Annotated in this window: 21 protein-coding genes; 11 read left to right on the forward strand and 10 right to left on the reverse strand. The window is 69.4% G+C overall.

Annotation, left to right across the window (positions count from 1 at the left end):
- Positions 1-192: 192 nt before the first annotated feature.
- Positions 193-1,716 carry a serine/threonine-protein kinase gene (locus tag AC4D2R_RS15050; protein ID WP_490940946.1) on the forward strand — a complete coding sequence of 508 codons (1,524 nt, stop codon included), beginning with the start codon at positions 193-195 and terminating at the stop codon, positions 1,714-1,716.
- Positions 1,713-2,378: a hypothetical protein gene (locus AC4D2R_RS15055; protein WP_490940947.1), complete on the forward strand. Its 666-nt coding sequence runs from the start codon at positions 1,713-1,715 to the stop codon at positions 2,376-2,378. The genes AC4D2R_RS15050 and AC4D2R_RS15055 overlap by 4 nt, the downstream gene beginning before the upstream one ends.
- A gap of 16 nt (positions 2,379-2,394) precedes the next feature.
- Here the strand turns inward: AC4D2R_RS15055 and AC4D2R_RS15060 are convergent, their stop codons facing one another.
- From AC4D2R_RS15060 to AC4D2R_RS15070, 3 genes are all read right to left on the reverse strand, one after another.
- A complete protein-coding gene (locus AC4D2R_RS15060; protein ID WP_490940948.1) occupies positions 2,395-4,236 on the reverse strand; it encodes an acetyl/propionyl/methylcrotonyl-CoA carboxylase subunit alpha in 1,842 nt (613 codons plus the stop codon).
- 122 nt (positions 4,237-4,358) lie between these two features.
- Positions 4,359-4,991 carry a Maf family protein gene (locus tag AC4D2R_RS15065; RefSeq protein ID WP_490940949.1) on the reverse strand — a complete coding sequence of 211 codons (633 nt, stop codon included), beginning with the start codon at positions 4,989-4,991 and terminating at the stop codon, positions 4,359-4,361.
- 33 nt (positions 4,992-5,024) lie between these two features.
- On the reverse strand, positions 5,025-6,692 hold the full coding sequence (locus AC4D2R_RS15070; protein WP_490941104.1) for a DUF885 domain-containing protein: 1,668 nt from the start codon (positions 6,690-6,692) through the stop codon (positions 5,025-5,027).
- Positions 6,693-6,886: 194 nt separating this feature from the next.
- Here AC4D2R_RS15070 and AC4D2R_RS15075 point away from each other — a divergent pair, with 194 nt between their 5' ends.
- The gene (locus AC4D2R_RS15075; RefSeq protein WP_490940950.1) at positions 6,887-8,140 is read left to right on the forward strand and encodes a serpin family protein; all 1,254 of its coding nucleotides are present in this window, start codon (positions 6,887-6,889) and stop codon (positions 8,138-8,140) included.
- A 76-nt stretch (positions 8,141-8,216) separates the two neighbouring features.
- Here the strand turns inward: AC4D2R_RS15075 and AC4D2R_RS15080 are convergent, their stop codons facing one another.
- Positions 8,217-8,435, reverse strand: a complete 219-nt coding sequence (locus AC4D2R_RS15080; RefSeq protein ID WP_490940951.1) for an acyl-CoA carboxylase subunit epsilon — start codon at positions 8,433-8,435, stop codon at positions 8,217-8,219.
- Complete coding sequence (locus AC4D2R_RS15085) at positions 8,432-10,015, reverse strand: acyl-CoA carboxylase subunit beta (RefSeq protein ID WP_490941105.1); 1,584 nt, start codon at positions 10,013-10,015, stop codon at positions 8,432-8,434. Before AC4D2R_RS15085 ends, AC4D2R_RS15080 begins: the two co-directional genes overlap by 4 nt.
- A gap of 241 nt (positions 10,016-10,256) precedes the next feature.
- Between AC4D2R_RS15085 and AC4D2R_RS15090 the strand changes: the two genes are divergently transcribed.
- From AC4D2R_RS15090 to ligA, 6 genes are all read left to right on the forward strand, one after another.
- Positions 10,257-11,123, forward strand: a complete 867-nt coding sequence (locus AC4D2R_RS15090) for an SDR family oxidoreductase (protein ID WP_490940952.1) — start codon at positions 10,257-10,259, stop codon at positions 11,121-11,123.
- A gap of 36 nt (positions 11,124-11,159) precedes the next feature.
- Positions 11,160-12,041 carry a biotin--[acetyl-CoA-carboxylase] ligase gene (locus AC4D2R_RS15095; protein WP_490940953.1) on the forward strand — a complete coding sequence of 294 codons (882 nt, stop codon included), beginning with the start codon at positions 11,160-11,162 and terminating at the stop codon, positions 12,039-12,041.
- 44 nt (positions 12,042-12,085) lie between these two features.
- On the forward strand, positions 12,086-12,673 hold the full coding sequence (locus AC4D2R_RS15100) for a PH domain-containing protein (protein WP_490940954.1): 588 nt from the start codon (positions 12,086-12,088) through the stop codon (positions 12,671-12,673).
- Entirely contained in the window at positions 12,670-13,833 is a 1,164-nt protein-coding gene (locus AC4D2R_RS15105) for an adenylate/guanylate cyclase domain-containing protein (RefSeq protein WP_490940955.1), read from the forward strand. The genes AC4D2R_RS15100 and AC4D2R_RS15105 overlap by 4 nt, the downstream gene beginning before the upstream one ends.
- 148 nt (positions 13,834-13,981) lie before the next feature.
- A complete protein-coding gene (locus AC4D2R_RS15110; protein ID WP_490940956.1) occupies positions 13,982-14,752 on the forward strand; it encodes a PP2C family protein-serine/threonine phosphatase in 771 nt (256 codons plus the stop codon).
- A gap of 44 nt (positions 14,753-14,796) precedes the next feature.
- On the forward strand, positions 14,797-17,064 hold the full coding sequence (ligA, locus tag AC4D2R_RS15115) for an NAD-dependent DNA ligase LigA (protein ID WP_490940957.1): 2,268 nt from the start codon (positions 14,797-14,799) through the stop codon (positions 17,062-17,064).
- Between the two features lie 155 nt (positions 17,065-17,219).
- On the opposite strand, the gene AC4D2R_RS15120 is transcribed toward ligA, so the two are convergent.
- The 4 genes from AC4D2R_RS15120 to AC4D2R_RS15135 form a co-directional block, all read right to left on the reverse strand.
- Entirely contained in the window at positions 17,220-18,755 is a 1,536-nt protein-coding gene (locus AC4D2R_RS15120) for a glycoside hydrolase family 3 protein (RefSeq protein WP_490940958.1), read from the reverse strand.
- Complete coding sequence (locus AC4D2R_RS15125) at positions 18,752-19,639, reverse strand: carbohydrate ABC transporter permease (protein WP_490940959.1); 888 nt, start codon at positions 19,637-19,639, stop codon at positions 18,752-18,754. Before AC4D2R_RS15125 ends, AC4D2R_RS15120 begins: the two co-directional genes overlap by 4 nt.
- Positions 19,636-20,508 (reverse strand): carbohydrate ABC transporter permease, encoded by an 873-nt coding sequence (locus AC4D2R_RS15130; RefSeq protein ID WP_490941106.1) that lies wholly within the window; start codon positions 20,506-20,508, stop codon positions 19,636-19,638. Before AC4D2R_RS15130 ends, AC4D2R_RS15125 begins: the two co-directional genes overlap by 4 nt.
- A gap of 108 nt (positions 20,509-20,616) precedes the next feature.
- Entirely contained in the window at positions 20,617-21,891 is a 1,275-nt protein-coding gene (locus tag AC4D2R_RS15135) for a sugar ABC transporter substrate-binding protein (protein ID WP_490940960.1), read from the reverse strand.
- Positions 21,892-22,085: 194 nt separating this feature from the next.
- Between AC4D2R_RS15135 and AC4D2R_RS15140 the strand changes: the two genes are divergently transcribed.
- Positions 22,086-22,631, forward strand: coding sequence for a GNAT family N-acetyltransferase (locus AC4D2R_RS15140; protein WP_490940961.1), 546 nt, complete (start codon positions 22,086-22,088; stop codon positions 22,629-22,631).
- 10 nt (positions 22,632-22,641) lie between these two features.
- Here the strand turns inward: AC4D2R_RS15140 and AC4D2R_RS15145 are convergent, their stop codons facing one another.
- Entirely contained in the window at positions 22,642-23,013 is a 372-nt protein-coding gene (locus tag AC4D2R_RS15145) for a nuclear transport factor 2 family protein (RefSeq protein WP_490940962.1), read from the reverse strand.
- Positions 23,014-23,205: 192 nt separating this feature from the next.
- Between AC4D2R_RS15145 and gatC the strand changes: the two genes are divergently transcribed.
- Positions 23,206-23,502 carry an Asp-tRNA(Asn)/Glu-tRNA(Gln) amidotransferase subunit GatC gene (gene gatC / locus AC4D2R_RS15150; RefSeq protein WP_198812287.1) on the forward strand — a complete coding sequence of 99 codons (297 nt, stop codon included), beginning with the start codon at positions 23,206-23,208 and terminating at the stop codon, positions 23,500-23,502.
- The last annotated feature ends 2 nt before the right edge of the window (positions 23,503-23,504 follow it).

Raw genomic sequence — 23,504 nt, forward strand, 5'->3', positions numbered from 1 at the left:
CCCCCCCCCCCCCCCCCCCCCCCCCCCCCCCCCCCCCCCCCCCCCCCCCCCCCCCCCCCCCCCCCCCCCCCCCCCCCCCCCCCCCCCCCCCCCCCCCCGCCGCCGCTTGTGCTTGCGATCCCGTTGCCGGGGAACGCCGGCCTGCCCGTACAATCGGATAAACGAAGCTGGCTTACGATAAGGACTGCGTGCATGACTGGGGAGACACTGGCGGGTGGCCGCTACGCCCTGGGCCGCCGCGTGGGGGCCGGCGGGATGGCTGATGTATACATCGCGCGGGACATCCGGCTCGACCGCGACGTCGCCGTCAAGGTGTTCCGGCCGGGCACGGCCGACGGCATTGCCCGCGGCTCAGCGGAGGCCCGGCTGCTCGCGGGCCTCGACCATCCGGGCCTGGTGCGGGTGCTCGACATGGACACGGGGGAGCGGCCGGGCGACAGCGCCTACCTCGTGATGGAGTACATTCCGGGCCCTGACCTCGGGCAGCTGCTGCGCGGGGGCCCGCTCGACGGTGAAGGGGTGCGCCATCTTGGCCTTGACCTCGCGCGGGCGTTGAGCCACATCCACCAGCGCGGAGTGGTGCATCGCGATATCAAACCGTCGAATATCCTCACCCGCGACGCCGACCCGGACAGCGGGATCTTCACCTACCTGTTGACCGATTTCGGCATAGCGCGCTTCTTCGACGGCGGCGGCATGACGGCCACCGGGCAGGTGATCGGCAGCGCCGCGTACTTCAGTCCGGAGCAGGCACGCGGGGACGCCGTGGGCATGGCGACGGACATCTACTCGCTGGGGCTCGTCCTGATCGAAAGCCTCGCCGGCGAACGCGCCTTCCCGGGCACCGGCGTGGAGAGCGCCCTGGCCCGGCTCCAGCGCAGCCCGTCCATACCGGCGTCGGCCGGTCCGGAGCTGACCGAACTGCTTGCCGCGATGACACTCGATGACCCCGCGGCGCGCCCCGACGCCCAGGCTGTTGCCGCTGCGTTCGGCGCGCTGCACGCGCGCCCGGGGCCGTCTCCCGTGCTCCCTCCGCCGCCTGTCCCCGCGGTGCCGCTCACGTCCCCGACGAGTGTGCTGCGGCCGCACGGGGCAGTGGCGGCCCCGGCGGAAAGTGCCGCTGACGCAACGGCGCCTTCACCGGCTGCCGGCGCCGCGGCCGCAACGGCACCGCTGAGGGGCGCCGAGCAAGCAGCGCCGGCTGGCAGCGGCCGGGTGGAACCGGCCACCGAGGCTTTCGAGCGGGTTCACCAGGACGCCGCGGCGGGGCACTCCCCGGCGCACGCTCCCCGCGCCGGCGGCCCGGAGGTTCCAGCGGGGCATCCGGTGGGGCTCCAGGGTGACTCAGGGCGCCGGCCGCAGCTTCCGCCGCTGACGGTTGACGACGACGGGGAAGCCGACTGGAACCGGGCTCCGCACGCGGACCCCGTCGCGGGCGGCTATTCGACGGCCGGCCCTGCCCGAGGGGGCGTCGTCTCAGGAAACCCGGCCCAGGGTTCCCGGCAACCGCGCGGAAACGCGGCGGGAACCCGGGGCAGGCGCAGGCGGACCCGGGTGGGTCTAATCCTGATGGCGGCCGCGCTGCTGGTAGTCGCCGTGCTCGCCGCCGCCGTTACGCTGGTCCCCGAAAGGCGGGCCACGCCCGAGCCGCTGCCCGCGGTGTCGGGGCCGGCCGGTGAAAAGCTCAAGGAACTCTACGAAAGCGTGACTCCGTGAAACTCAACGCTCCGCACCGCCGCCCGCAGCGGCTCGGCCTGACCGCAGTCCTCGCCGGAGGCCTCCTGCTCTCGGGCTGCGGGAGCCCGGCCCTTGACCCGGCCGCCGCGGAGGGGCTCCAGGCCGCTGTCCGCGAAGTAGCCTCACTGGCGGCCTCCGGTGACGAGGCGGCGGCGATAGCGCGGGCGGAGCGGCTGCGCGGCGACGTTGACACGGCGCAGGCCGAGGGGTCGGTTTCACTGGACCGTGCCGCGCGCATTACGGCGCGCATCGACGAGGTGATCGAGTCGCTCCGTGCGGCGGGGGACGACGCTCCCGCGCCGGTCGAGTCAGCTCCGCCGGCTCCGGCTCCGGTTCCGGTGCCGACTCCCGAGCCCGAAGTACCGGCACCCGCGCCCGCGGACCCGGAACCGGGCGTCGAGGAACCCGCGCCCGCCGAGCCCGAGGCCCCGGAGGAGGATCAGCCGGACCCCGGCAGCGGGAACTCCGACGAGGATAAACCTGACAAGCCGGACAAGCCCGACAAACCGGATAAGCCTGACAAGCCCGACCTTGACTCGTTCAAGAAGGAAATGCAGGAGAAGTTCGACAAAGCCGGAGAGAAGGCGGCAGAGAAAGCAGCCGAAAAGGCCGGGGAGAAAGCCGGAAAAGACAACGGCTGACCCTCCGCTGCGGCGGTCAATCGCGGATTGCCGCGATCACCGTACCGGCCGAGACTGTGTCGCCCGCTGCGGCGGTCAGCCCCGCGACAGTGCCTGACTTGTGGGCGGTGAGGGGCTGTTCCATCTTCATCGCTTCAAGCACGACGATCAGGTCTCCCTCCGACACCCGGTCGCCGTCGGAGGCGGCGACCTTCACGATCGTGCCCTGCATCGGCGAGGTGAGTTCGTCTCCGTTGGCAACGACTGCCCCGGCACGGGGCCGTGTTGACTTCCGGGGCTTGCCGGGGGCGGCCTGCCGGGGGGTGCCCGCGCCGAGGCCGGCCGGGAGCACGACTTCGAGCCGCTTTCCGGAAACCTCGACGGTGATGCGCTGCCGGGCATCGTCCTCGGGTGCCGAGGGATCGGCGCCGTCGGGAACCCAGGGCGCGATCCGGTTGTCGAACTCGGTCTCGATCCACCGGGTGTGGACCCGGAAGGGCCCCGCCGAAGGGGCGAACGCAGGGTCGGACACGACGGCGGCGTGGAAGGGCAGCACCGTCGGCATCCCCTCGATCTGCATTTCGGCGAGTGCCCTGCGTGAGCGCTGCAGGGCCTGGTCGCGGGTGGCGCCCGTGACGATGAGCTTGGCAAGCATTGAGTCGAAGTTCCCGCCCACCACCTCTCCGGCTTCGATGCCGGAATCAACGCGCACGCCCGGGCCGGAGGGCAGCCGGAGGGTCTGTACGGTGCCGGGGGAGGGCATGAACCCGCGGCCGGCGTCCTCGCCGTTGATGCGGAACTCGAAGGAGTGGCCCCGGATCTCCGGGTCCGCGTAGCCCAGCGCTTCACCGCGCGCGATCCGGAACTGCTCGCGCACCAGGTCGATTCCGGTTACCTCTTCGGAGACGGGGTGCTCGACCTGCAGGCGCGTATTGACCTCGAGGAAGGAGATGGTGCCGTCCTGGCCCACGAGGAATTCGCAGGTGCCGGCACCCTGGTAGTTGGCTTCACGGAGGATCGCCTTCGACGCCGAATAGAGCCGCTCGTTCTGCTCGGGGCTCAGGAAGGGAGCCGGTGCCTCCTCAACCAGTTTCTGGTTGCGGCGCTGCAGCGAGCAGTCACGCGTCGAGACGACGACGACGTTGCCGTGGGCGTCGGCCAGGCACTGGGTTTCGACGTGGCGCGGGGCATCGAGGAAACGCTCAACGAAGCATTCGCCCCTGCCAAACGCGGCGGTGGCTTCGCGTACGGCAGATTCGTAGAGTTCGGGGATCTCCTCGCGGGTCCGGGCGACCTTGATGCCGCGTCCGCCACCGCCGAACGCGGCCTTGACCGCCAGCGGCAGCCCGAATTCGTCGGCGAAGTCGAGGACTTCCTGCACCGATTCGACCGGGTCCTTCGTACCGGGCACCAGGGGCGCGCCGACGCGTTCGGCGATGTGGCGGGCCTGCACCTTGTCACCAAGCTTGGAGATCGACTCGGGGGAGGGACCGATCCAGGTGAGGCCTGCATCGAGAACGCGCTGGGCGAACTCCGCGTTCTCGGAGAGGAACCCGTAACCGGGGTGGATGGCGTCGGCGCCGCTGCGCCGGGCCGCCTCCAGAATGCGGTCCATGACCAGGTAGGAGTCGGTTGCCGTGTTGCCGCCGAGCGCAAAGGCCTCGTCGGCGAGGCGCACGTGCAGCGCGTCGCGGTCGGGGTCCGCGTAGACGGCGACCGAGGCGATCCCCTCATCCTGCGCCGCCCTGATCACCCTCACGGCGATCTCACCCCGGTTGGCGATCAGGACCTTCGTGACGGAGGCCGGGCCGGCAGGGGACGTTGCGGTGTAGGGGGCTGCAACAGGCTGCTGTGCTGCTCCGGAGGGGGTCTCACTCATGGGGTTTCGTGCTCCTTCGTTCCTGTTCGGAGCCTAGCGTCTATTTGTTGGATCCGCCTATAAACCGTGGCCATGGCGCGTGTTGTGCCCCCTTCCTTTGTAGGGATGCTACAAAGCCCGGCTCACACGTCAGTCGAAGGCGCCCACAGGTCCGTGATTCCCACGCCTGCCTCGGCGAGCAGGTTCCGCAGCGTCGAGATGCTCAGTCCGACCACCGCGTGGTGGTCGCCCTCGATCCGGTCGATGAAGGCTCCGCCCAGGCCGTCGATGGTGAACGAGCCCGCACAGTGCAGCGGCTCGCCGCTGGCGATGTAGGCCTCGATCTCCTGCTCGGAGAGGGCGGAGAAGTGAACGGACGCGGAGGAGACGGCGCCGACCCCGGCGCCGTCGCCGCCGTCCCGGTTGTCGATGAGCCAGTGGCCCGAATGGAGCACCCCGGAGGATCCGCTCATCCGGCGGATGCGCGAGCGCGCGACCTCGGGAGTGTAGGGCTTGCCGTGCGCTTCCCCCTCGAACTCGAAGATCGAATCACACCCGATCACCAGCGCCCCGCCGGCGGCAGGCACGGCCGCGACCGCCTCCGCCTTCGCCCGGGCGAGCAGCAGGGAGGTGTCGTGCGGGTTCAGTTCCCCGGCGGCAGCGGCGACGGCGTCCTCGTCGACGTCGGACACCAGGACGTCGTGCGCGATCCCGGCCTCGCGCAGGAGTTTGCTGCGGGCGGGGGAGGCCGAGGCGAGGATGAGGCGCTGAGTCATCCCCCTACCCTATGCACCGGTTCCGGCGCGGTCCTAGCCGAGCAGCGCACGCCGCAGCGTGTCAAGGCCGATCGAGCCGAGGTTCAGGGCCCTGGTGTGGAAGCTCCGGAGGTCGAAGGCGTCCCCCTCGCGCTGCCGGACCTCGTCGCGGATCTGCTCCCACAGCCGCTGGCCGATCTTGTAGGACGGCGCCTGGCCGGGCCAGCCGAGGTAGCGGTTGAACTCGAAGTTCAGCTGGCCCTCGCTGATGGCGATGTTGCGCCGCAGGAAGTCGTACCCCTTTTCCGGGGTCCAGGTTCCGGTGCCCCACCGCTCGGGGACTTCAAGCTCGAGGTGCACGCCGATGTCGAAGACAACGCGGGCCGCCCGCATCCGCTGGGCGTCAAGCATGCCAAGGCGGTCCCCGGGATCGTCGAGGAAGCCGAGTTCCTGCATGAGCCGCTCCGCGTAGAGGGCCCAGCCCTCGCCCTGGCCCGACACCCACACGGCATTGCGCCGCCAGGAATTGAGCAGGCGCCGCTGGTAGACCGCCGTGGCGATCTGCAGGTGGTGGCCCGGGACGCCTTCGTGGTAGACCGTCGTTGTCTCCTTCCACGTGGTGAAGGAGTCCTCTCCCTCGGGCACCGACCACCACATGCGGCCCGGCCGCGAGAAGTCGTCGCTTGGCCCGGTGTAGTAGATGCCGCCCTCATGGGTCGGGGCGATCCGGCACTCGAGGGTCCTCATGATGTCGGGAATGTCGAAGTGCACTCCTGCAAGGGCCGCGACCGCACGGTCGGAGAGTTCCTGCATCCAGGACTGCAGGGCGGCAGTGCCCTGGAGCTGGCGCGCAGGGTCCTCATCGAGGAGCCGCATCGCCTCCTCGATGGTTGCGCCCTCGCGGATTTCCGCGGCGACAGCCTCCTGCTCGGCGATGATCCGGTCGAGCTCCTCGACGCCCCACTTATATGTTTCGTCGAGATCGACGGCCGAGCCGAGAAAGAGCCGCGACATGAGGGAATAGTGTTCCCGGCCCACCGCATCCTTCTCGGGGGCGGCGGGAAGCAGTTCCTCCTGCAGGAAGGTTCCGAGGTCGCGGTACGCCTGCCGGGCTGACCCGGCGGCGGCACGCAGCTCGGCGGCAAGCGGCCCGGGAAGCGGCCCGTCCTCGGTCACCGCGCCGGCGGCGAAACTGTCGAAAAAGCCTCCGTCACCGGCGTACCGGGAGGCCTGCTCGATGACGTTGAGGACCTGCCGGCGGGCGGCAACGATTCCGCGGTCCCGGGCGGCGCCAAGGGAGGAGGCGTACTGCGAGAGCGCCTCCGGCACGTTGGCCAGCCGGCCGGCGATGAAACCCCACTGCTCGGCGGTGGCTGTGGGCATGAGGTCGAAGATGTCGCGGATCTCCTGGGCGGGCGACTCAAGGTTGTTGAGTTCGGCGAGGCGGAGGCCCGTTTCGTGGATCTCGAGTTCAAGGCCGAGCCGCTCGCGCATCGCGTCGAGGGTGACGGCGTCGACGTCGTCGGCCGGCTCGAGACCGGAGAGGCGTTCGAGTGCCTCCCGGGCAGCCTGTGCGAGCGCCTCAAGGCCGGCGGGGGAGAAGTCCCGGTATTCGCTTTCGTGGCCGGAGACCCCGAGCACCGTGGCGAAGCCGGGGTTCAGTTCGATGAGCCGCTCGGTATAGGACTCGGCGACGGCGTCGACCGCCGTCGGCTGGCGCACGGCGGCACCGGCGGAGCCCGGGTCGGAGGAGGCAGGGGCAGGAGTGGTCTCGTTGTTCACAGCCCGAGCCTAGCGCCGTCCGTTGCCCCGGGCTACGGGTCGCCCGAAAAACCCGCACAGTCCCGGCGCCGCCGGGTTGCACCGCCTGCGGCCGATGAACCCCGCGCGCCCCGACGAGCACCTAGGGTGGGGGAATGAACCAAGCGGCGGGGGACCCGCAGAAGCAGACACAGGACAGCGAGCGGAAGAACGGATCGGGCAACGCGCAGGGGCCCGTTCCGCCGCCGGAGGAGGCGCTGCGCCGCTCCGCCTACCGGGTGGGCGCGGCGCTGCTGGCAGGCCCGGGCGGAAAGAACCGCGTCACCAGCCCCGTCAGCGCCCTGTGCGCCCTGATGCTGCTGCGTGCCGGTGCCGGCTCGAGCACGGCCGCCGAGCTCGACGAGGTGCTCGCCCTTCCGGTGACGGGCCGCGACGAGGCAATGGGATCGCTGCTGGCCCGGCTGCGCCGGTACGACGGTGATCCCGGCGCGGTGAACGAGGACGAGCTTCCCGTTCGGCCGGTGCTCCATCTGGCCAACGGAGTGTTCGTCGATCGGGGGATTCCCACAGGGGAGACGTTCCTCGCCACGCTGGCGCAGCACCACGGGGCCGAGGTCCACCCCGTCGACTACGCCGATGCCGCCACCAAGGCGGTGCTGGACGGCTGGGTGGCGACCCATACAGGCGGACGGATCGAAACGGCACCGGTGGGATACGACCCGTCGACAACCCTGTCGCTGCTGAACGCCGCGTACTTCGCTGCCGCCTGGGCTGATCCCTTCGACCCGTCCGGCACCTACCCTGAGGAATTCCGGCTGACCGACGGAACCTCCGTTGACGTCGAGATGATGCACAACCTCACCACCGCCCGGTATGCAGCAGGGCCGGACTGGCAGGCTGTTGACCTCCCCTACACGGAGGGGTTCGTCCTTCGGCTCGTGCTGGCCGGGGCCGGTGCCTCCTCAGCCGGTGCCTCCTCAGCCGGTGCCGGAGAGCCGCCGTTCCTGCCGGCGCAGACCGAGGAGGCGCTGCTTGAGGTTTCCCGGGTCATGGACGGAGCCGGGGAGGTCTTCCTGCGGCTGGGCCTGCCGCGCTGGGAGTCCGACACCGCCCTGGACCTGCTGCCGCTGCTGCTGGGACTCGGGCTGCGGGAAACCCTGGGGGAGGCGCCGGACCTCGACGCCATCCAGCCGGACGCGGTCGTCTCGGCCGCGGCTCAGAATGCCTCGATCACCGTTGGCGAGAAGGGAACGGTCGCTGCGGCGGTGACCCAGTTCGACATGATCGCCACTTCGGTTCCGGCCGACCCCGAGTTGGTCCTTGAGGTCGACCGGCCGTTCCTTTACGCCGTCGTGCACGAAGCCACGGGCCTGCCGCTGTTCCTCGGGACCGTCACCGACCCGCGCTGACCGGCCGCTGTTGACCGGCCCGCGCTGACCAACCGCTGTTGACCACCCCTGCCGGCCGGCAGGGTCACGGCGCCGCCTACCTGCCGCTGCGGCGCCAGGAGCCCGGACCGGGCAGCGGGTGGAGGCGCAGCATCGCCCGGCGCAGCCAGGAGCGGCCCTGGCCCCGGCGCTCATCGGCGGCGTTGTCGGCCTGGACAGCGAGCACGACGGCCGTGAGCGCTGCAAGTTCCTCGTCGGTGGGGTTCCCCGAGACAACCGAGAGCAGCGGTTCCTCCGCCGCAGGGCCGGTGCTCACAGCGGGATGTTCCCGTGCTTCTTGGCGGGCAGGCTTGCCCGCTTGTCGCGCAGGGCGCGCAGCCCGCGGACAACCTGGATCCGGGTGTCCGACGGCGCGATCACGGCGTCGACGTAACCGAGCTGGGCCGCCTGGTAGGGGTTGAGCAGCTCCTCCTCGTACTGGGAGACGACCTCGGCCCGTGCTGCTTCGACATCCCCTCCGGCGTCGGCCACGGCCTTGAGCTGTCCCCGGTAGAGGATGTTCACCGCCCCCTGCGCGCCCATGACGCCGATCTGCGCCGTGGGCCAGGCAAGGTTGAGGTCCGCCCCCAGCTTCTTCGAGCCCATGACGATGTAGGCCCCGCCATAGGCCTTGCGGGTGATCACCGTGATCTTGGGAACGGTGGCCTCGGCATAGGCGTAGAGCAGTTTCGCACCCCGGCGGATGATGCCGTTGAACTCCTGGTCTTTGCCCGGCAGGAACCCGGGGACGTCGACGAGGGTAAGGATGGGGATGTTGAAGGCGTCGCAGTGCCTCACGAACCGGGCCGCCTTCTCCGAGGCGTTGATGTCGAGGGTTCCGGCGAACTGCATCGGCTGGTTGGCGACGATGCCGATGGTGTGGCCCTCGACCCGCGCGTAGCCGATCACCACGTTCGGGGCGAAGAGGGACTGCATCTCGAGGAAGTGTCCGTCGTCGACGATCGCCGTGATGACGGCGTGCATGTCGTAGGGCTGGTTCGCCGAATCGGGAATGAGGGCGTCGAGGGCTTCGTCCTCCTCCGTGTGTTCGAGCAGCTCGGCGAACGGGGCAAGGGGCGCCTCGGCCAGGTTGTTCGAGGGAAGGAAATCGAGCAGCTCGCGCACGAAGCTGACGGCGTCCTGCTCGTCGGTGGCGAGGTAGGTCGAGGTTCCCGTTGTCGTGTTGTGCTGGCGCGCCCCGCCGAGCGTCTCCATGTCGACGTCCTCGCCGGTGACCGTCTTGATCACGTCGGGGCCGGTGATGAACATGTGGGAGGTCTTGTCGACCATCACCACGTAGTCGGTGAGGGCGGGGGAGTACGCGGCACCGCCGGCGCACGGGCCAAGGATGAGCGAGATCTGCGGCACCACCCCTGAGGCGTGCACATTGTTGCGGAAGATGTCGGCGAACATCGCCAGCGAGGCGACACCCTCCTGGATGCGCGCGCCGCCGCCGTCGTTGATCCCCACGATCGGGCAGCCGTTGCGCATCGCGAATTCCTGGACCTTGACGATCTTTTCCCCGTTGACCTGGCTCAGCGACCCGCCGTACACGGTGAAGTCCTGGCTGTACAACGCCACGAGGCGCCCGTCCACCGTCGCGTAGCCGGAGACGACGCCGTCGCCGAGGGGTTTCTTCTTCTCCATCCCGAAGGCGGTGGACCGGTGAACGGCCAGGGCGTCGAACTCGACGAATGACCCGGGATCAACGAGCAGCTCGATGCGCTCGCGGGCGGTGTTCTTTCCGCGCGCATGCTGCTTCTCCACGGCCTCGGGCCCCGACGGCAGCTCGGCCTGGAGCGAACGTGCCCGGAAGTCGGCGAGCTTCCCGGCGGTCGTCGTGAGGTCGGGTTTCAGGTCTTGGTGCATCGAGTCTCCGGGTGCGCATCGGTAGCGGTCAGGGGCGCCTCCCGTTTAAGTAGGAATCCTCCAAAAAGGCGGGCGACTGTCCCAGTCTAATGAGGCATGGGGCCGTCCCGGCTGTAGAACCCCTACAGTTTCTCCCCCAATCGCTTAGCCGGGCCCCGGAAGGTTACCGCGCAGTAACCCTTCGGTGAGTCGCTCCGTCGGGGGAGGCCCCGGTGCGTATTCTTGGGGCATGACCGCGAGCAACGACGCTTTCCAACCGGCCCCCGCACCAGCGCAGTCCCTCAAGGGACGCACGATCCTGATGTCGGGGGGCAGCCGGGGCATCGGCCTCGCGATCGCCCTCAGGGCCGCCCGAGACGGCGCCAACGTGGCGCTGCTGGCCAAGACCGGCGAGCCCCACCCCCGCCTCGAAGGAACAGTCCACACGGCGGCAGCCCAGATCGAGGAAGCCGGCGGTGCCGCCATTCCCCTTGTCGGGGACGTGCGCAACGACGACGACGTCGCCGGCGCCGTGAAGGCTGCGGTCGAGGCCTTCGGCGGCATCGACATCGTGATCAACAACGCCTCGGCCATCGACCTCTCGCGCACCCGGGAGGTCGACATGAAACGCTATGACCTGATGGCGGACATCAACGTGCGCGGAACGTTCCTGCTGAGCAAACTTTCGCTCGATGCCCTTCAGCACTCGCGGAATCCGCACATCCTCACCCTTTCCCCGCCGCTGAACCTCGACCCGCGGTGGGCGGGAAGGCACCTTGCGTACACCATGGCGAAGTACGGAATGAGCCTGACCACCCTCGGCCTGGCCGAGGAGCTGCGCGGCGAAGGGATCGCCGTCAACTCGCTGTGGCCCCGGACCCTCATCGACACCGCCGCCATCCGCAACATGCCAGGGGGAGGCTCGCTGGCGCAGGCCGCCCGCAGCCCGGAGATCGTCGCCGACGCCGCCGCCGCCATCCTGGGCCGGGACTCCCGCGAGTGCACGGGGAACTTCTTCACCGACGAGGAGGTGCTCCGGGAGGAGGGCGTCACCGATTTCACCCCCTACAGCCTCGGCGCCCCCGAAGACCGGCTCGTGCAGGACATCTTCCTTTAGCCGGTCCGGCGTGCCCGGCTGGGTAGAATCGAGTGCATGACCTCCCGCTACTCCAACCTCGAGCGCCCCGGCCTTGACGCGGCGGCCCTCTCGGCGGCGCTTTGCGCTCCGGGGGGACCCTTCGCCCGGTTCGAGCTCGTGCAGGAGACGGGATCGACAAACGCCGACCTCGTCGAGCGCGCCGGGCTCGGCCCCGGGGAGTGGCCCAACCTCAGCGTGCTCACCGCGGAAATGCAGCGGGCAGGCAGGGGACGCCTCGGCCGCAGCTGGGTGGCCCCTGAACGCTCATCGCTCATCGTCAGCATCCTGCTGCGCCCGGTCGGCGCCTCCGGACGCCCGCTGACCACCACCAGCTACTCCTGGCTCTCGCTGCTGGCCGCCCTGGCCCTCGCCGAGAGCATCGAGGCCCGCACCGAGATCCGCGCCCGGCTCAAGTGGCCAAACGACGTAACCGTCGACGGGCGGAAGCTCGCGGGCATCCTCGCCCAGTTCGTTCCGTCAGCCGACGGCGCACCGCCGGCGGTGGTCGTGGGGGCCGGGCTGAACGTCAGCCTCACCGACTCGGAACTGCCCGTTCCCACCGCGACGAGCCTGCTCCTCGAGTACGCGGGAACCACCGACCGCAACATCCTCATCAAGTCCTTCCTCCGGACCTTCGCCGCCCTCTACGCGGAGTTCTGCGCCGTCGAAGGCGACGCCCTTGCCGCCCTTGGCGACGGCAAGTCCCTGCGGGCGAAGGTCTCCGAGCGGACGCACACCCTCGGCCGGGAAGTGCGGGCGGAGCTGCCGGGAGGCGGCGAACTGAACGGGCGCGCGCTCTCGCTCGACGCATCCGGGGCGCTTGTAGTGCGCGACGGCGACGGCGAACGGCACGTGGTTTCCGCGGGGGACGTCGTGCACCTCCGCCCGGCGGGTTAGGGCGCTGAAATGACAGTCTTTATCCGGCCGGAATCAGCGGTGCCATGCGCCTGAAGCTCGCCCCCGGGGAACAGGTCCTCGTGCGCACCCGGCCCAGCCCGCGTCCGCTTCTCTGGCCCACCGCCGCCGCCCTGGTGCTGCTGGCAGCCGCAGGGTACGCCCTCGGCTGGCTCGGCAGGCCCGCGCTGCGCGACCAGCTCCAGGAGTGGCAGCCGGTGGGGCTGCTCCTGGTTGCCGGCGTGGCCGCGGCGCTGCTGACCCGCATCTTCCTCCGGCCGCTGCTGCGCTGGCTGAACAACCGCTACATCCTGACCAACATGCGGCTCGTCCACCGCCGGGGGGCGACACGCCGCAGCGACAACGAAGTTCCCCTCGCCGCCGTGTACCAGCTCGGCACAACGCAGTCCCTGGTGCAGCGGATGCTGGGCAGCGGCACGCTCACCCTTGACCTCGGCTACGGCAGGGTCCTCCGGTACCGGGACGTGCCCCAGGTCTCCACCTTCCGGGAGTACCTTGTCGAGGCGGTGCGGGGCCTGCCCCGGACGGCGATGTTCGATGGTGCGGACAGGGAGATTCCCGCCGAGGACTGGCGGAACCGGTACGAGCAGGTCGAAAGAGGTGATGCGGGATGACGCTGGACAACAGCGCCGACTCCGCCGTTCCGGTTCCCAAGGCCGTGTGGCAGCCCGAGCTCGCCGACCCCGCCCCCGAGCCCCTGGTCCCGCCCGGGCCGGGCGGGAGCACGCCGCCGGAGCTGAGCCGGGAGACCATCCGCCAGCTCGAGATCGAGCTGCTCGGGGCCGAGCGCACGCTTCGCCGCCGCGAAGTCGCCGCCCGTGCGGGCGTCTCGCTGCTCTCCGCCCGCAAGCTTTGGCGCGCGATGGGGTTTCCCAACATCGGCGACGAAGACATCGCCTTCACCGAAAAGGACAAGGAAGCCCTCACCACCATCATCGAACTGGTGCGCCGGGAAAAGCTCACCGAGGACGCGGCGATCTCCATCACCCGTGCGGTGGGCCAGATGACGGACCGCATGGTCGTGTGGCAGATCGAGGCGATCGTCGAGGAGATGGTGGTCCAGCGGGGCATCCCCGACGCCGTCGCGCGCAGGACACTCGTCAGCGAGCTCCCCGACCTGATCGCCCCTCTCGAAAAGACGCTCGTCTATGCCTGGCGCCGGCAGATGAACGCCGCGGTGCAGCGCCTTGCGCTGCGCGCCGAGTCGGGGCTGCGGGCCAGCGAGGAGGGCCGGGACGGCGATGAGGACGACGCCCCGCTGCCGCTTGCCCGCGCCGTCGGCTTCGCCGACCTCGTCTCCTACACCAGCCTGTCCCGGCAGATGAACGAGCGGACGCTGGCGCAGCTGGTGCAGCGCTTCGAGAACAAGTGCGCCGAAATCATTTCCGTCGGCGGCGGGCGGCTGGTCAAGACCATCGGCGACGAAGTGCTCTACATCGCCGAATCGCCGCAGGCCGGTGCCGAAATTTCGCTCGCCCTCGCCAAGGCCTTCACCGAGGACGACCTCCTTCCCTCGGCACGCGTCTCGATGGTGTGGGGGCGCATCCTGTCGAGGCTGGGCGACATCTACGGCCCGACGGTGAACCTCGCCGCGCGGCTGACCTCCCTCGCCGAACCGGGCACCGTCCTCATCGACGCCTCGACAGCGGCGACCCTCAGCGGGGATGAGAAGTTCATCCTGATCCCGCAGCAGGCGCGGACAGTGCGCGGATTCGGTGACGTCCATCCGGTGACGCTCGCCCGCGGGAGCGGCCCCGGACTCGTCCTGGACTGAGCCGTGGCAGCGGCACTCCACACCCCGGAAGGGGGCCGCTGGTGGATGGCTGCGCCCGGGCAGTGCAGAATGGGAAAATGACGGATCAGTTGATCGGCCCCCCGAACCTCTCCGAGCCAGGCACCCCGGCGCACCTGGCGGGGTGCGCATGAGCGGACCCGCCGACGCGCAGGAAGCGGGGCCTCCGTTCAGCATTTCGGTCGGCTACGGGACGGACAAGGGCCTGCGCCGCGACAACAACGAGGACTCCCTTATCGCATCGCCGCCGATTTTCGCCGTCGCCGACGGCATGGGCGGACACGAGGCCGGTGAGGTGGCAAGCGGCATCTGCGTGCGGACCCTTGAGGGAAGCCCGATCAGCGGTGTTTCACTGCCGCAGTTCACCTCCGGCGACCTCGAAGCGCTGATCCGCAAGGCCGACGCGGATATCCGGGCCGCAGCCGCGGGAATGGCAGGCACAACGGTCTCCGGGGTCGTGCTCGTCGAGGAAGCCGGCGCGCCCCACTGGCTGGTTTTCAATGTTGGCGACTCGCGCACGTACCGGCTGAGCCAGGGCCGGTTCGGGCAGGTCTCGATTGACCACTCCGAGGTCCAGGAACTTGTCGACAGCGGCCAGATCACCCCCGCCCAGGCGCGCACCCACCCCCGCCGCCACGTTGTCACGAGGGCCCTCGGCACGGGCGATGACGCCGAGCCCGACTGCTGGCTCCTGCCGGTCGAGGAAGGGGACCGGATCCTCGTGTGCTCCGACGGGCTCACCGGCGAACTGAGCGACGACGCGATCTACGAAACGCTGAACACCATCGCCGACCCGCAGGCCGCGGTGGACTCGCTCATTGACCAGACACTGCGCGCGGGCGCCCGGGACAACGTCTCCGTCATCGTCATCGACGCCGCAGGAGTGCCGGCCCCGGCCTGAGCGCGGCGCTAGAACGCACAGTTGCCTTAGTGCAAGATGGAACGGTGACTTCCGATACAGACGCCGTTTCCCTGTCCAGCCCGGAAGGCGGCGCGCCCAGCGACGCCCTGCGGGAGGAGTACCAGAGCCTCGCGGACCAGATCCGCGCCCACCGGTTCGCGTATTACCAGGAAAACGCGCCGACAGTCTCCGACGCCGAGTTCGACGCGCTGTTCCGGCGGCTCGAGACGATCGAAGCCCTCCACCCGGAACTCGTCGCCAACGACTCGCCCACCCAGGAGGTCGGCGGAGAGGCCTCCTCGGCCTTCGCCGCGGTCAAGCACCTGCAGCGCATGTACAGCCTCGAGGACGTGTTCTCCCTCGACGAACTGACGGTGTGGCTGCGGAGGGCCGCCGCGGGCGCGGAGCAGCGCAGCCCGGGCAGCACCATCTCCTGGCTGACGGAGCTGAAGATCGACGGCCTCGCGGTGAACCTGCTCTACCGCAATGGGACGCTGGTGCGCGCTGCCACCCGCGGTGACGGGGTGACCGGCGAGGACATCACCCACAACGTGCTCACCATCGCCTCAATCCCGCAGCAGCTCACCGGCACCGGCTTCCCCGAGGAGGTTGAGGTCCGCGGCGAGGTCTTCATTCCCTCGAAGGAGTTCCTCAAACTCAACGAGCGTATGGTCGCGGCAGGCAAGGCACCCTTCGCGAACCCCCGGAACGCTGCGGCCGGTTCACTGCGGCAGAAAGACCCCGCACTGACGGCGGAACGGCCCCTCGACGCCTACATGCACGGCATCGGGGCACGCACCGGCCTCGCCGCCGAGACGCAGTCCGAAACCTACGACCTGCTCCGGAACTGGGGGCTGCCCGTCTCCCCGTATTCGGAGGTGCTTCCCGACGAGCAGGCCATCGTGGAATTCATCGAACGCTACGGCAGCAAGCGCCACTCGCTGCGCCACGAGATCGACGGCATCGTGGTGAAGGTCGACAGCTTCGCCCTGCAGCGCGCCCTCGGCCACACCTCCCGGGTGCCGCGGTGGTCCGTCGCCTACAAGTACCCGCCCGAGGAGGTCAACACCAAGCTCCTCGACATCCTCGTCAACGTGGGCCGTACGGGACGGGTGACGCCCTTCGGGCTGATGGAACCGGTCAAGGTCGCAGGCTCGACCGTGAGCATGGCCACCCTCCACAACCAGGAGGTGGTCAAGGCCAAGGGCGTGAAGATCGGCGACATCGTTGTGCTGCGCAAGGCCGGCGACGTCATCCCCGAGATCGTGGGGCCGGTCATCGCGCTGCGCGATCAGCAGGATCCGCCGGTCCGAGACTTCGTCATGCCCACCGAGTGCCCCTCCTGCGGGACCCCGCTGCAGCCGGCGAAGGAGGGCGACGTCGACATCCGCTGCCCCAACGCCCGCTCCTGCCCCTCCCAGCTGCGCGAACGCGTCTTCCACCTCGCGGGGCGGGGCGCCTTCGACATCGAGGCACTCGGCTGGGAAGCGGCGATCGCGCTCACCCAGCCGTCCGAACCGGCGGTGCCGCCGGTGACCAGCGAGGCCTCGATCTTTGACCTGACCCCCGGACTGCTGGCCGACGTGAAGATCGAGCGGGACAAGAAGCTCAAGGGCGTCGTCGTCGGGCGCGAACTCGTTCCCTACTTCTACTCCAAAGGCACCGACAAGAAACCCTCCGAGCCCACCGCCACAACGCGCAAACTGTTCCAGGAACTTGAGAAGGCGAAGAAGCAGCCGCTGTGGCGGGTGCTCGTCGCCCTGTCGATCCGGCACGTCGGGCCCACGGCCTCCCGGGCGCTTGCCACGGCGTTCGGGTCGATGGACCGCATCCGCGCGGCAGGCGAGGAGGAGCTGGCCCATGTCGACGGCGTCGGGCCGACGATCGCCGCTGCCCTCAAGGAGTGGTTCGCCGAGGACTGGCACCGGGAGATCGTCGACTCGTGGGCGGCGGCCGGTGTGAGGATGAAGGACGACGTCGACGAATCGATGCCGCGCACCCTCGAAGGCCTGACCGTCGTCGTCACCGGATCCCTCGAGAACTACAACCGCGACGAGGCGAAGGAAGCGATCATCCTGCGCGGGGGAAAGGCGGCCGGCTCGGTGTCGAAGAACACGAGCTACGTTGTGGCCGGCGACAACGCCGGAACCAAGCTCGACAAGGCCGAACAGCTCGGCGTTCCGGTCCTTGACGAGGAAGGCTTCGTCCGCCTCCTGGCCGAGGGGCCCGCGGGCGTCGCCGCGCCGGACGGTCCTGCGGATGCGGAACCGTCCGACGCCGAACACGTTTCCCTGGAGCCCGAGGAGGAGTAACCCCCCGGGGTCCGCGCTGCGTCCCCGCCTTCCCCGTCGAAACACCACGTCACCACGCTTGCGGCGCCGCAAAGGGTGGTGAGCTGCAGTCTCGGCGGTGCGGTGGTGGGGCGGTGGGGTGATAGGCGGTGGGGCGGTGGGGCCGGGCGGACCCCTCAGCCGAGGAGCCGGGCGGCCAGCGCTTCTGCGCCGGCCCGGGAGGTGCCGTGGGTGTACAGGACCGGTTGGCCAGGATCGCCGGCGGGCACGATCCCGGTGTGCGCCCAGACTGCCCCAGGCAGCAGGCCACGGACCGCCTGCGCCGCCTCGAGCTGGGTGCTGCGCGGGGAGAGATCGTCGGTCAGCACCAGCACCCGGCTCGCCGGGGTCAGCCCGAGCGCGTTCACCAGCGACGCGGCCCCGCCCGGACCGGCGAGGGCGTCCCTGCAGACGGTGGTGCGCCGTGCGATGGCAGCGGAGAACACGTCGCTGAGCGGGCCGGCGGCGATATTGGAACGGCCGCGGGCGTCAAGGATCCGGACCGGGCCCGACGTCGTGCCGTTCCCTGACCAGGACGGTCCCGTGCCGGTGATCGCGCGTCCGGCGGCGTCCACCCAGTCCCTGCCGGAGGGACCCGCCGGCGCGTTGCCGGTTGGGTCCCGGGTCTCCGTGCGGGCCTGCCGTGTCCACTCGACAAAGCGCCGGACGCGCCGGGACGCGGCCTCGAAGCGGGCCGGCGCCAGGGTGCCGTCGCCAAGGGCGGCAAGGAGCGCGTCGCGCACCTCGAGGTAGTCGTCTTCGTCGGAGGTGCTGCCGGCCTTGGGGCCGAGGTTCGAGGGATTCCCGACGCACAGCAGGTCGGCTCCGGCCTGCAGGGCCATCACCGCGCCGGGCCCGGAGCCCACCGTCGAGCGGACCGCTGCCATGTCGAGGGCGTCGGTCACGAGCAGCCCGTCGTAGCCGAGCCCGCGCAGCAGTGAAACGGCCGCCGGGTTGAGGGTCGCGGGCTGCCCGCCGAGCTCCGGAATCACGATGTGCGCGCTCATCACCGCCTGAACCCCTGCCTCGGCCGCGGCCGCGAAGGGCGGGAGGTGGTCCCTGAGCACCTCCTCGACCGTCAGGTCGACCCGCGGCAGGGCAAGGTGTGAGTCGGTGCTTGTGTCCCCGTGCCCGGGGAAGTGTTTGGCACAAGCCCCCACGCCCGAGGACTGCACTCCACGCACCATCGCCGCCACGTGGGCGGAGACCCGGCCGGTTTCGGCACCGAAGGAGCGTACGCCGATCACGGGGTTGAGCGGGTTGGTGTTGACATCCGCCACCGGCGCGAGCACCAGGTTCACCCCGGCCGCACGGGCCAGTGCCCCGATGTCCCGTCCGGCGTCCTCGGTGAGGCCGACGTCGTCAAGGACGCCCAGGACGGCGGCACCGGGGATGTCCGAGCCCTGCGCAGACTGAAGCCGGGTGACGTTGCCGCCCTCCTCGTCGATGCCGATGACGGCATCGGGATTGGCGGCGAGCACCGACGCCGAAAGCTCCCGCACCGCCTCCGGAAGGTCGGGATCGATGTTCTGGCTGAAGTAGACAACGCCGCCCAGGCCCCCGCGCAGCGCCGATTCGAGCCACGGCGGCAGGGTGGTTCCGAGGAAGCCGGGGAGGATGACGCTGTTGACGAGGCGGAGCAGGCCGGGATCCGTCATACCTTCACCGCTCATCCCTTCACCGCTCCCGCGACGAGCCCGCCGCTGAGCCGGCGCTGGACGAGGACGAAGAAGATCATCACCGGCAGGGTGATGAGCGTCGAGCCGGCCATGACGTAGCCCCACTCGTTCGAGTTCTCGCCGAAGAACTGCTGGAGCCCGACAGCCACCGTGTACTTGCCGGGGGTGTCAAGGAAAGTCATCGCGAAGATGAACTCGTTCCAGGCCATGATGAACGCGAAAACGCTCGTCGCAACGAGTCCGGGCGCGACGAGGGGCAGCAGCACCGACCAGAACATGCGGCCCCAGCCCGCCCCGTCGATGTACGCGGCCTCCTCGAGCTCCTCGGGCACCGCCGCGACGAACCCGCGGAGCATCCAGATCGCGAAGGGCAGGGAAAACGCGACGTAGACGATGACGAGCCCGAGCAGGTTGTTGAGCATCTGCAGGTCCCGCACCTGGATGAACAGGGGGATCACCAGCGCCTCGAGCGGGACCATTTGGATGACAAGGATCAGCATGAGGATGGCGGTGCGGAACCGGAACTTGAACCGTGCAACGGCGATCGACGCGAAGAGGGCGAGGATCCCGGAGAGCAGGACGGTGAGCAGGGCGACGACGGCGGAGTTCCGCAGGAAGGTGCCGAACCCTCCCTCGGTGAGGACGTAGCGGAAGTTCTCCCAGGTCGGCTCCGAGGGCAGGAACGACCGGGCCCCGCTCGAGGCGCGTCCGTCGAAGGCGCTGCTGATCATCCAGTAGGTGGGAAACAGCGTGAACAGCAGGAGTGCCGCGACGGCGACGCAGCGGCCCGCGAGGATCCACCGCGCCCTGCGGCTGCGAGGACGGCGGAGCGGGGCACTGCCCAGCGGCACCGGAGCCGGGAGCGGAGCGGTTGTCATTTTTCCTCCTTGAACAGCGTCCGCACATAGACGACGCTGATGAGAAGCAGCAGCACGGTCAGCAGCACGGCGATAGCCGAACCGAACCCGTACCGGTTCTGGGCGAACGACTCGACGTAGGACCACACCCCGAGGTTGAACACTGAGCGGTTCGAGCCCGAGCCCCCGGGCATGAGGTAGATCTGCGCGAACACCTTGAAGTCCCAGATCGTCGAAAGGATCACCACGACGGCAAAGACCGGTTTGAGGGTGGGGAAGGTGATCGAGAAGAAGCGCCGGATGCTTCCGGCGCCGTCGACGGTTGCCGCTTCGAGCATCTCCTTCGAGACCCCGAGCAGGCCCGCCAGGACGGTGATCGCCACGAACGGGAAGCCGTGATGGATGATGTTCACCAGGACGACGGCGTAGAACGACCAGCGGTCGGTGAACCAGTTGTGCGGCCCGTCCAGGAGCCCCGCACCCTGCAGCAGCTGTCCTACGAGGCCGCGGTCGGCGTCGAAGATCCAGATCCACACGTAGGTGCCGGTGACCGCCGGCATGGCCCAGGCGACCATGATCGCGCTGCTGACAATGGTGCGCCACACCCGGTTGAGGGTGGCAAGGAGCAGGGCGACGAGCGTGCCGAGCACAACGGTGCCTCCGACGGCGACGACGGCGAAGCCCACGGTGTTGGGGAGGACCACCTGCCACAGCATCGGGTCCCGAAAGACCTCCGCGTAGTTGGCAAGCCCGATGTAGTTGGAGCGTCCGCTGACGATCTCGCGCAGCCCGTAGTCCTGGAAGGAGAAGAGGGCGACGCGGGCCAGCGGCCACAGGAGCAGGACGGCGAGCACGATCAGGGTGGGCGCCAGCAGCAGCCACGGCCGCATCACCGCAAGGCGCAGGACGGGCGGTGCCCGGCGGGGGGAGGGGAAACGGCCTGGGGCCGCACGCGTTTCCTGGCGTGCGGCCACCGCCTTCGTTGGGGTGCTCAAGAACTACTTCCCGTTCAGCAGTTCTTCGATTTCGGCTGCGGCGTCAGCGGTCGCCTCATCGACGCTCTTGTCTCCCGAGAGGATCGACTGGATCATGGCCGGCACCGTCTTCTTCGCCTCGACGGCGCCCCATCCCGGAGCCACCGGCACCGAGGTGCCGGCCTCGACCATCTGCGTGGCGAACGGCTCGACCATCGGGTCATCGGAGGCCGTCGATTCCTTGAGCAGCGACGCCTGGCCGGGGAAGTAGTTGGTCTGTTCAGCCCACTCGGCGGCTTTTTCACCGGTCGTCATCATCTCGACGAACTTCCAGGCAAGCTCCTGCTTGTCCGAGCCCTCGAATACGCTCAGGTGCGAGCCGCCCAGGAAGGACGGGCTGTAGCCCTCCTCCGGTCCGGGGATGGGGAACGCGCCGATCTTGCCCTCCAGGTCGGGGTTCTGCTCAAGGATTGTCGGCATGGCCCACGAGCCCATTGTCGCCATCGGCAGGGTGCCCTTGACGAAGTTGTCGAGCACGTCCTTTTCGTTCCACGTCGTCGCACCGGCCGAGGAGAGCCCGTGCTCAAGGGCCAGGTCCGTGTAGAACTTGACGCCTTCGCGGGCTTCGGGGGAGTCCAGGCCGGAGGTCCAGGTTTCACCTTCCTGGGTTGCGAGCTCCGCGCCGGCGCCCCAGATGAACGGGTAGGCAAGGTAGGCGGAGTCACCGGGTATCGCGAACGGCGTCATATCGGGCTTTGCCTTCTTGAGGGCGAGGCCGACCTCAAGAAGTTCGTCCCAGCTGGTGGGCGGGGTGAGGCCGAGCTCCTCGAAGATGTCGGTGCGGTACACCACCGAGCGCACGCCGGCGTACCAGGGCATGCCGTAGAGGCTTCCGTCGAGCGTTCCGGCCTCGACGAGGCCCTCCACCAGGTCGTCCTTCAGGCCGGCGGCTTCAACCTGCTCGTCAAGGGGGGCAAGCGCCCCGGCCTCGGCGAACTCGGCGGTCCAGGTGGTTCCGGTTTCGGCGACGTCGGGCGTGGAGTTGCCTGCAATGGACGTCACGAACTTGTCGTGGGCGTCGGCCCACTGGACGAACTGGACGTCGAGGGTTGCGCCGGTCTCCTCCTTGAACTGTGCCTTCACGTCCTCGAAGTACGTTTCCGCATCCGGGTTCGTCCCCTCCATGATCCACACGCTGAGGGAGTCCCCCTCGGCGTTTGAATCGTCACCGTTTCCACAGGCCGTCAACGCCAGTGCCGCAACCGCAGTCACGGCGATGGAGCGCTTTAGTCTTTTCACTTGCTGCTGTCCCCTCAATCGTGGCGAGGGCGGTAGCAGCGGAATGTGCCACAGCCCATAGGATGAAAGTAATCTTCATCACAGTCTAAGTCAACGGAACAAAGTTTCAGCGCTGGCGGACCGGCGTGGCGGCAGGCCCTCGCAGCGCGCGTGCAGAGCCGCCGGCCCAGCGCGGTAAAATTGGTGTTTTCTCGATGAAGGACACAGTGGAAACCGCCAGCAATTCCAGCCCGCTCTCGACGGACACGACAACCATCCGTGCCGTGCGGCCTGCAGATTATGACGACGTCCGGCGGATCACCCGCACCGCTTATCTCGAAGCCGGGTACTTCGACAGCGAAGACCACCCCTACATGGCGGTGCTTTCCGACGTCGAGCACCGCGCCGAGCACGCCGAAATCTGGGTGGCAGAACGCGGCGGGCGGGTCGTCGCATCGGTGGCGCTGACCTTTGAGGGCCAGCGCTACACCGACATCGCCGTCGCCGGGGAGCTCGAGTTCCGCATGCTCGCCGTCGACCCCGCCGTGCAGCGCGCCGGGGTGGGCCGGGCCATGGTCGAGGCGATCATCGCCCACGCCCGGACCCTGCCCGGCATCGACGCTGTCAGCCTCACCAGCGGCTCCGACATGGTCCGGGCCCACCGGCTTTACGAGTCGCTGGGGTTCCACCGCGTCCCCGAGCGCGACTGGCTGGTGCCCAACGAGGACATCCTGCTCTGGGTCTTCCGCCTGGAGCTGTAGGCCCCGCCCTTCAGGAGCCGGCTGCCGCGGCAAGCGCTTCGGCAAGAGTGTCGAAGCGCAGCGCCGCAGCCACCCTGCCGCCCTCAAGCTCAAAGAGCGTCGCGGTCCGCACCGGCTCCCCGGCCCCGGCGGCCTCAGGGTGCCGGGGCCACGACGCCTCCTGTTCCACAACGACCCGCGTGCCGTCGACGGGGTGCCACGCCACCGGCACCAGGTGGATGCCGGCCCTGGAGATCCACTCCAGCAGGGAATTCACCCCGGCCACTTCGCCCCGGGGTCCGCCAAGCCGCACCGTGTCGGTGCTGACGGCGCGCGCTGCCGCCTGGTCCTGCTCGTTCACCGCACGGTGCCATTCCTTCACCGGCGCCCAGTCCCCGGACATCCCGCCTCCTTCTGCCTGTAGTTCCCCCATCAAAGCCCCGCTTTCCGCCCGGCCTGTAGCTCGTCCGCGCCGGTGCGGCGGTGGGGCCGCCCTGCCGTGCGCGGCGGGGGCGAGGCGCCGGGGCAGTACCTTCACCGGCGTCCGGCCCCCGTAGACTAGAGGCAGATACCCATCCACTTCCAGGGGAGATCCATGGCTGAGATTAACCGTGAGGACGTCGCGCATCTGGCGCGGCTGGCCCACATCGACATGAGCTCCGAGGAGCTCGACCGCATGGCCGGTGAGCTGGCGGTGATCGTCGATTCGATCAAGAGCGTCAGCGAGGTGGCCGGCGACGACGTCCCCGCCACCAGTCACCCGATTCCGCTAAGCAACGTCTACCGCGACGATGTCGTGGGGGAGACCCTCAGCAACGAGGAGGCGCTCGCCGGCGCTCCCGACAACGCCGACGGACGCTTCAAGGTCCCGGCCATCCTGGACGGGGAATAACC

The organism is Arthrobacter sp. TJ-217, from assembly GCF_058269255.1.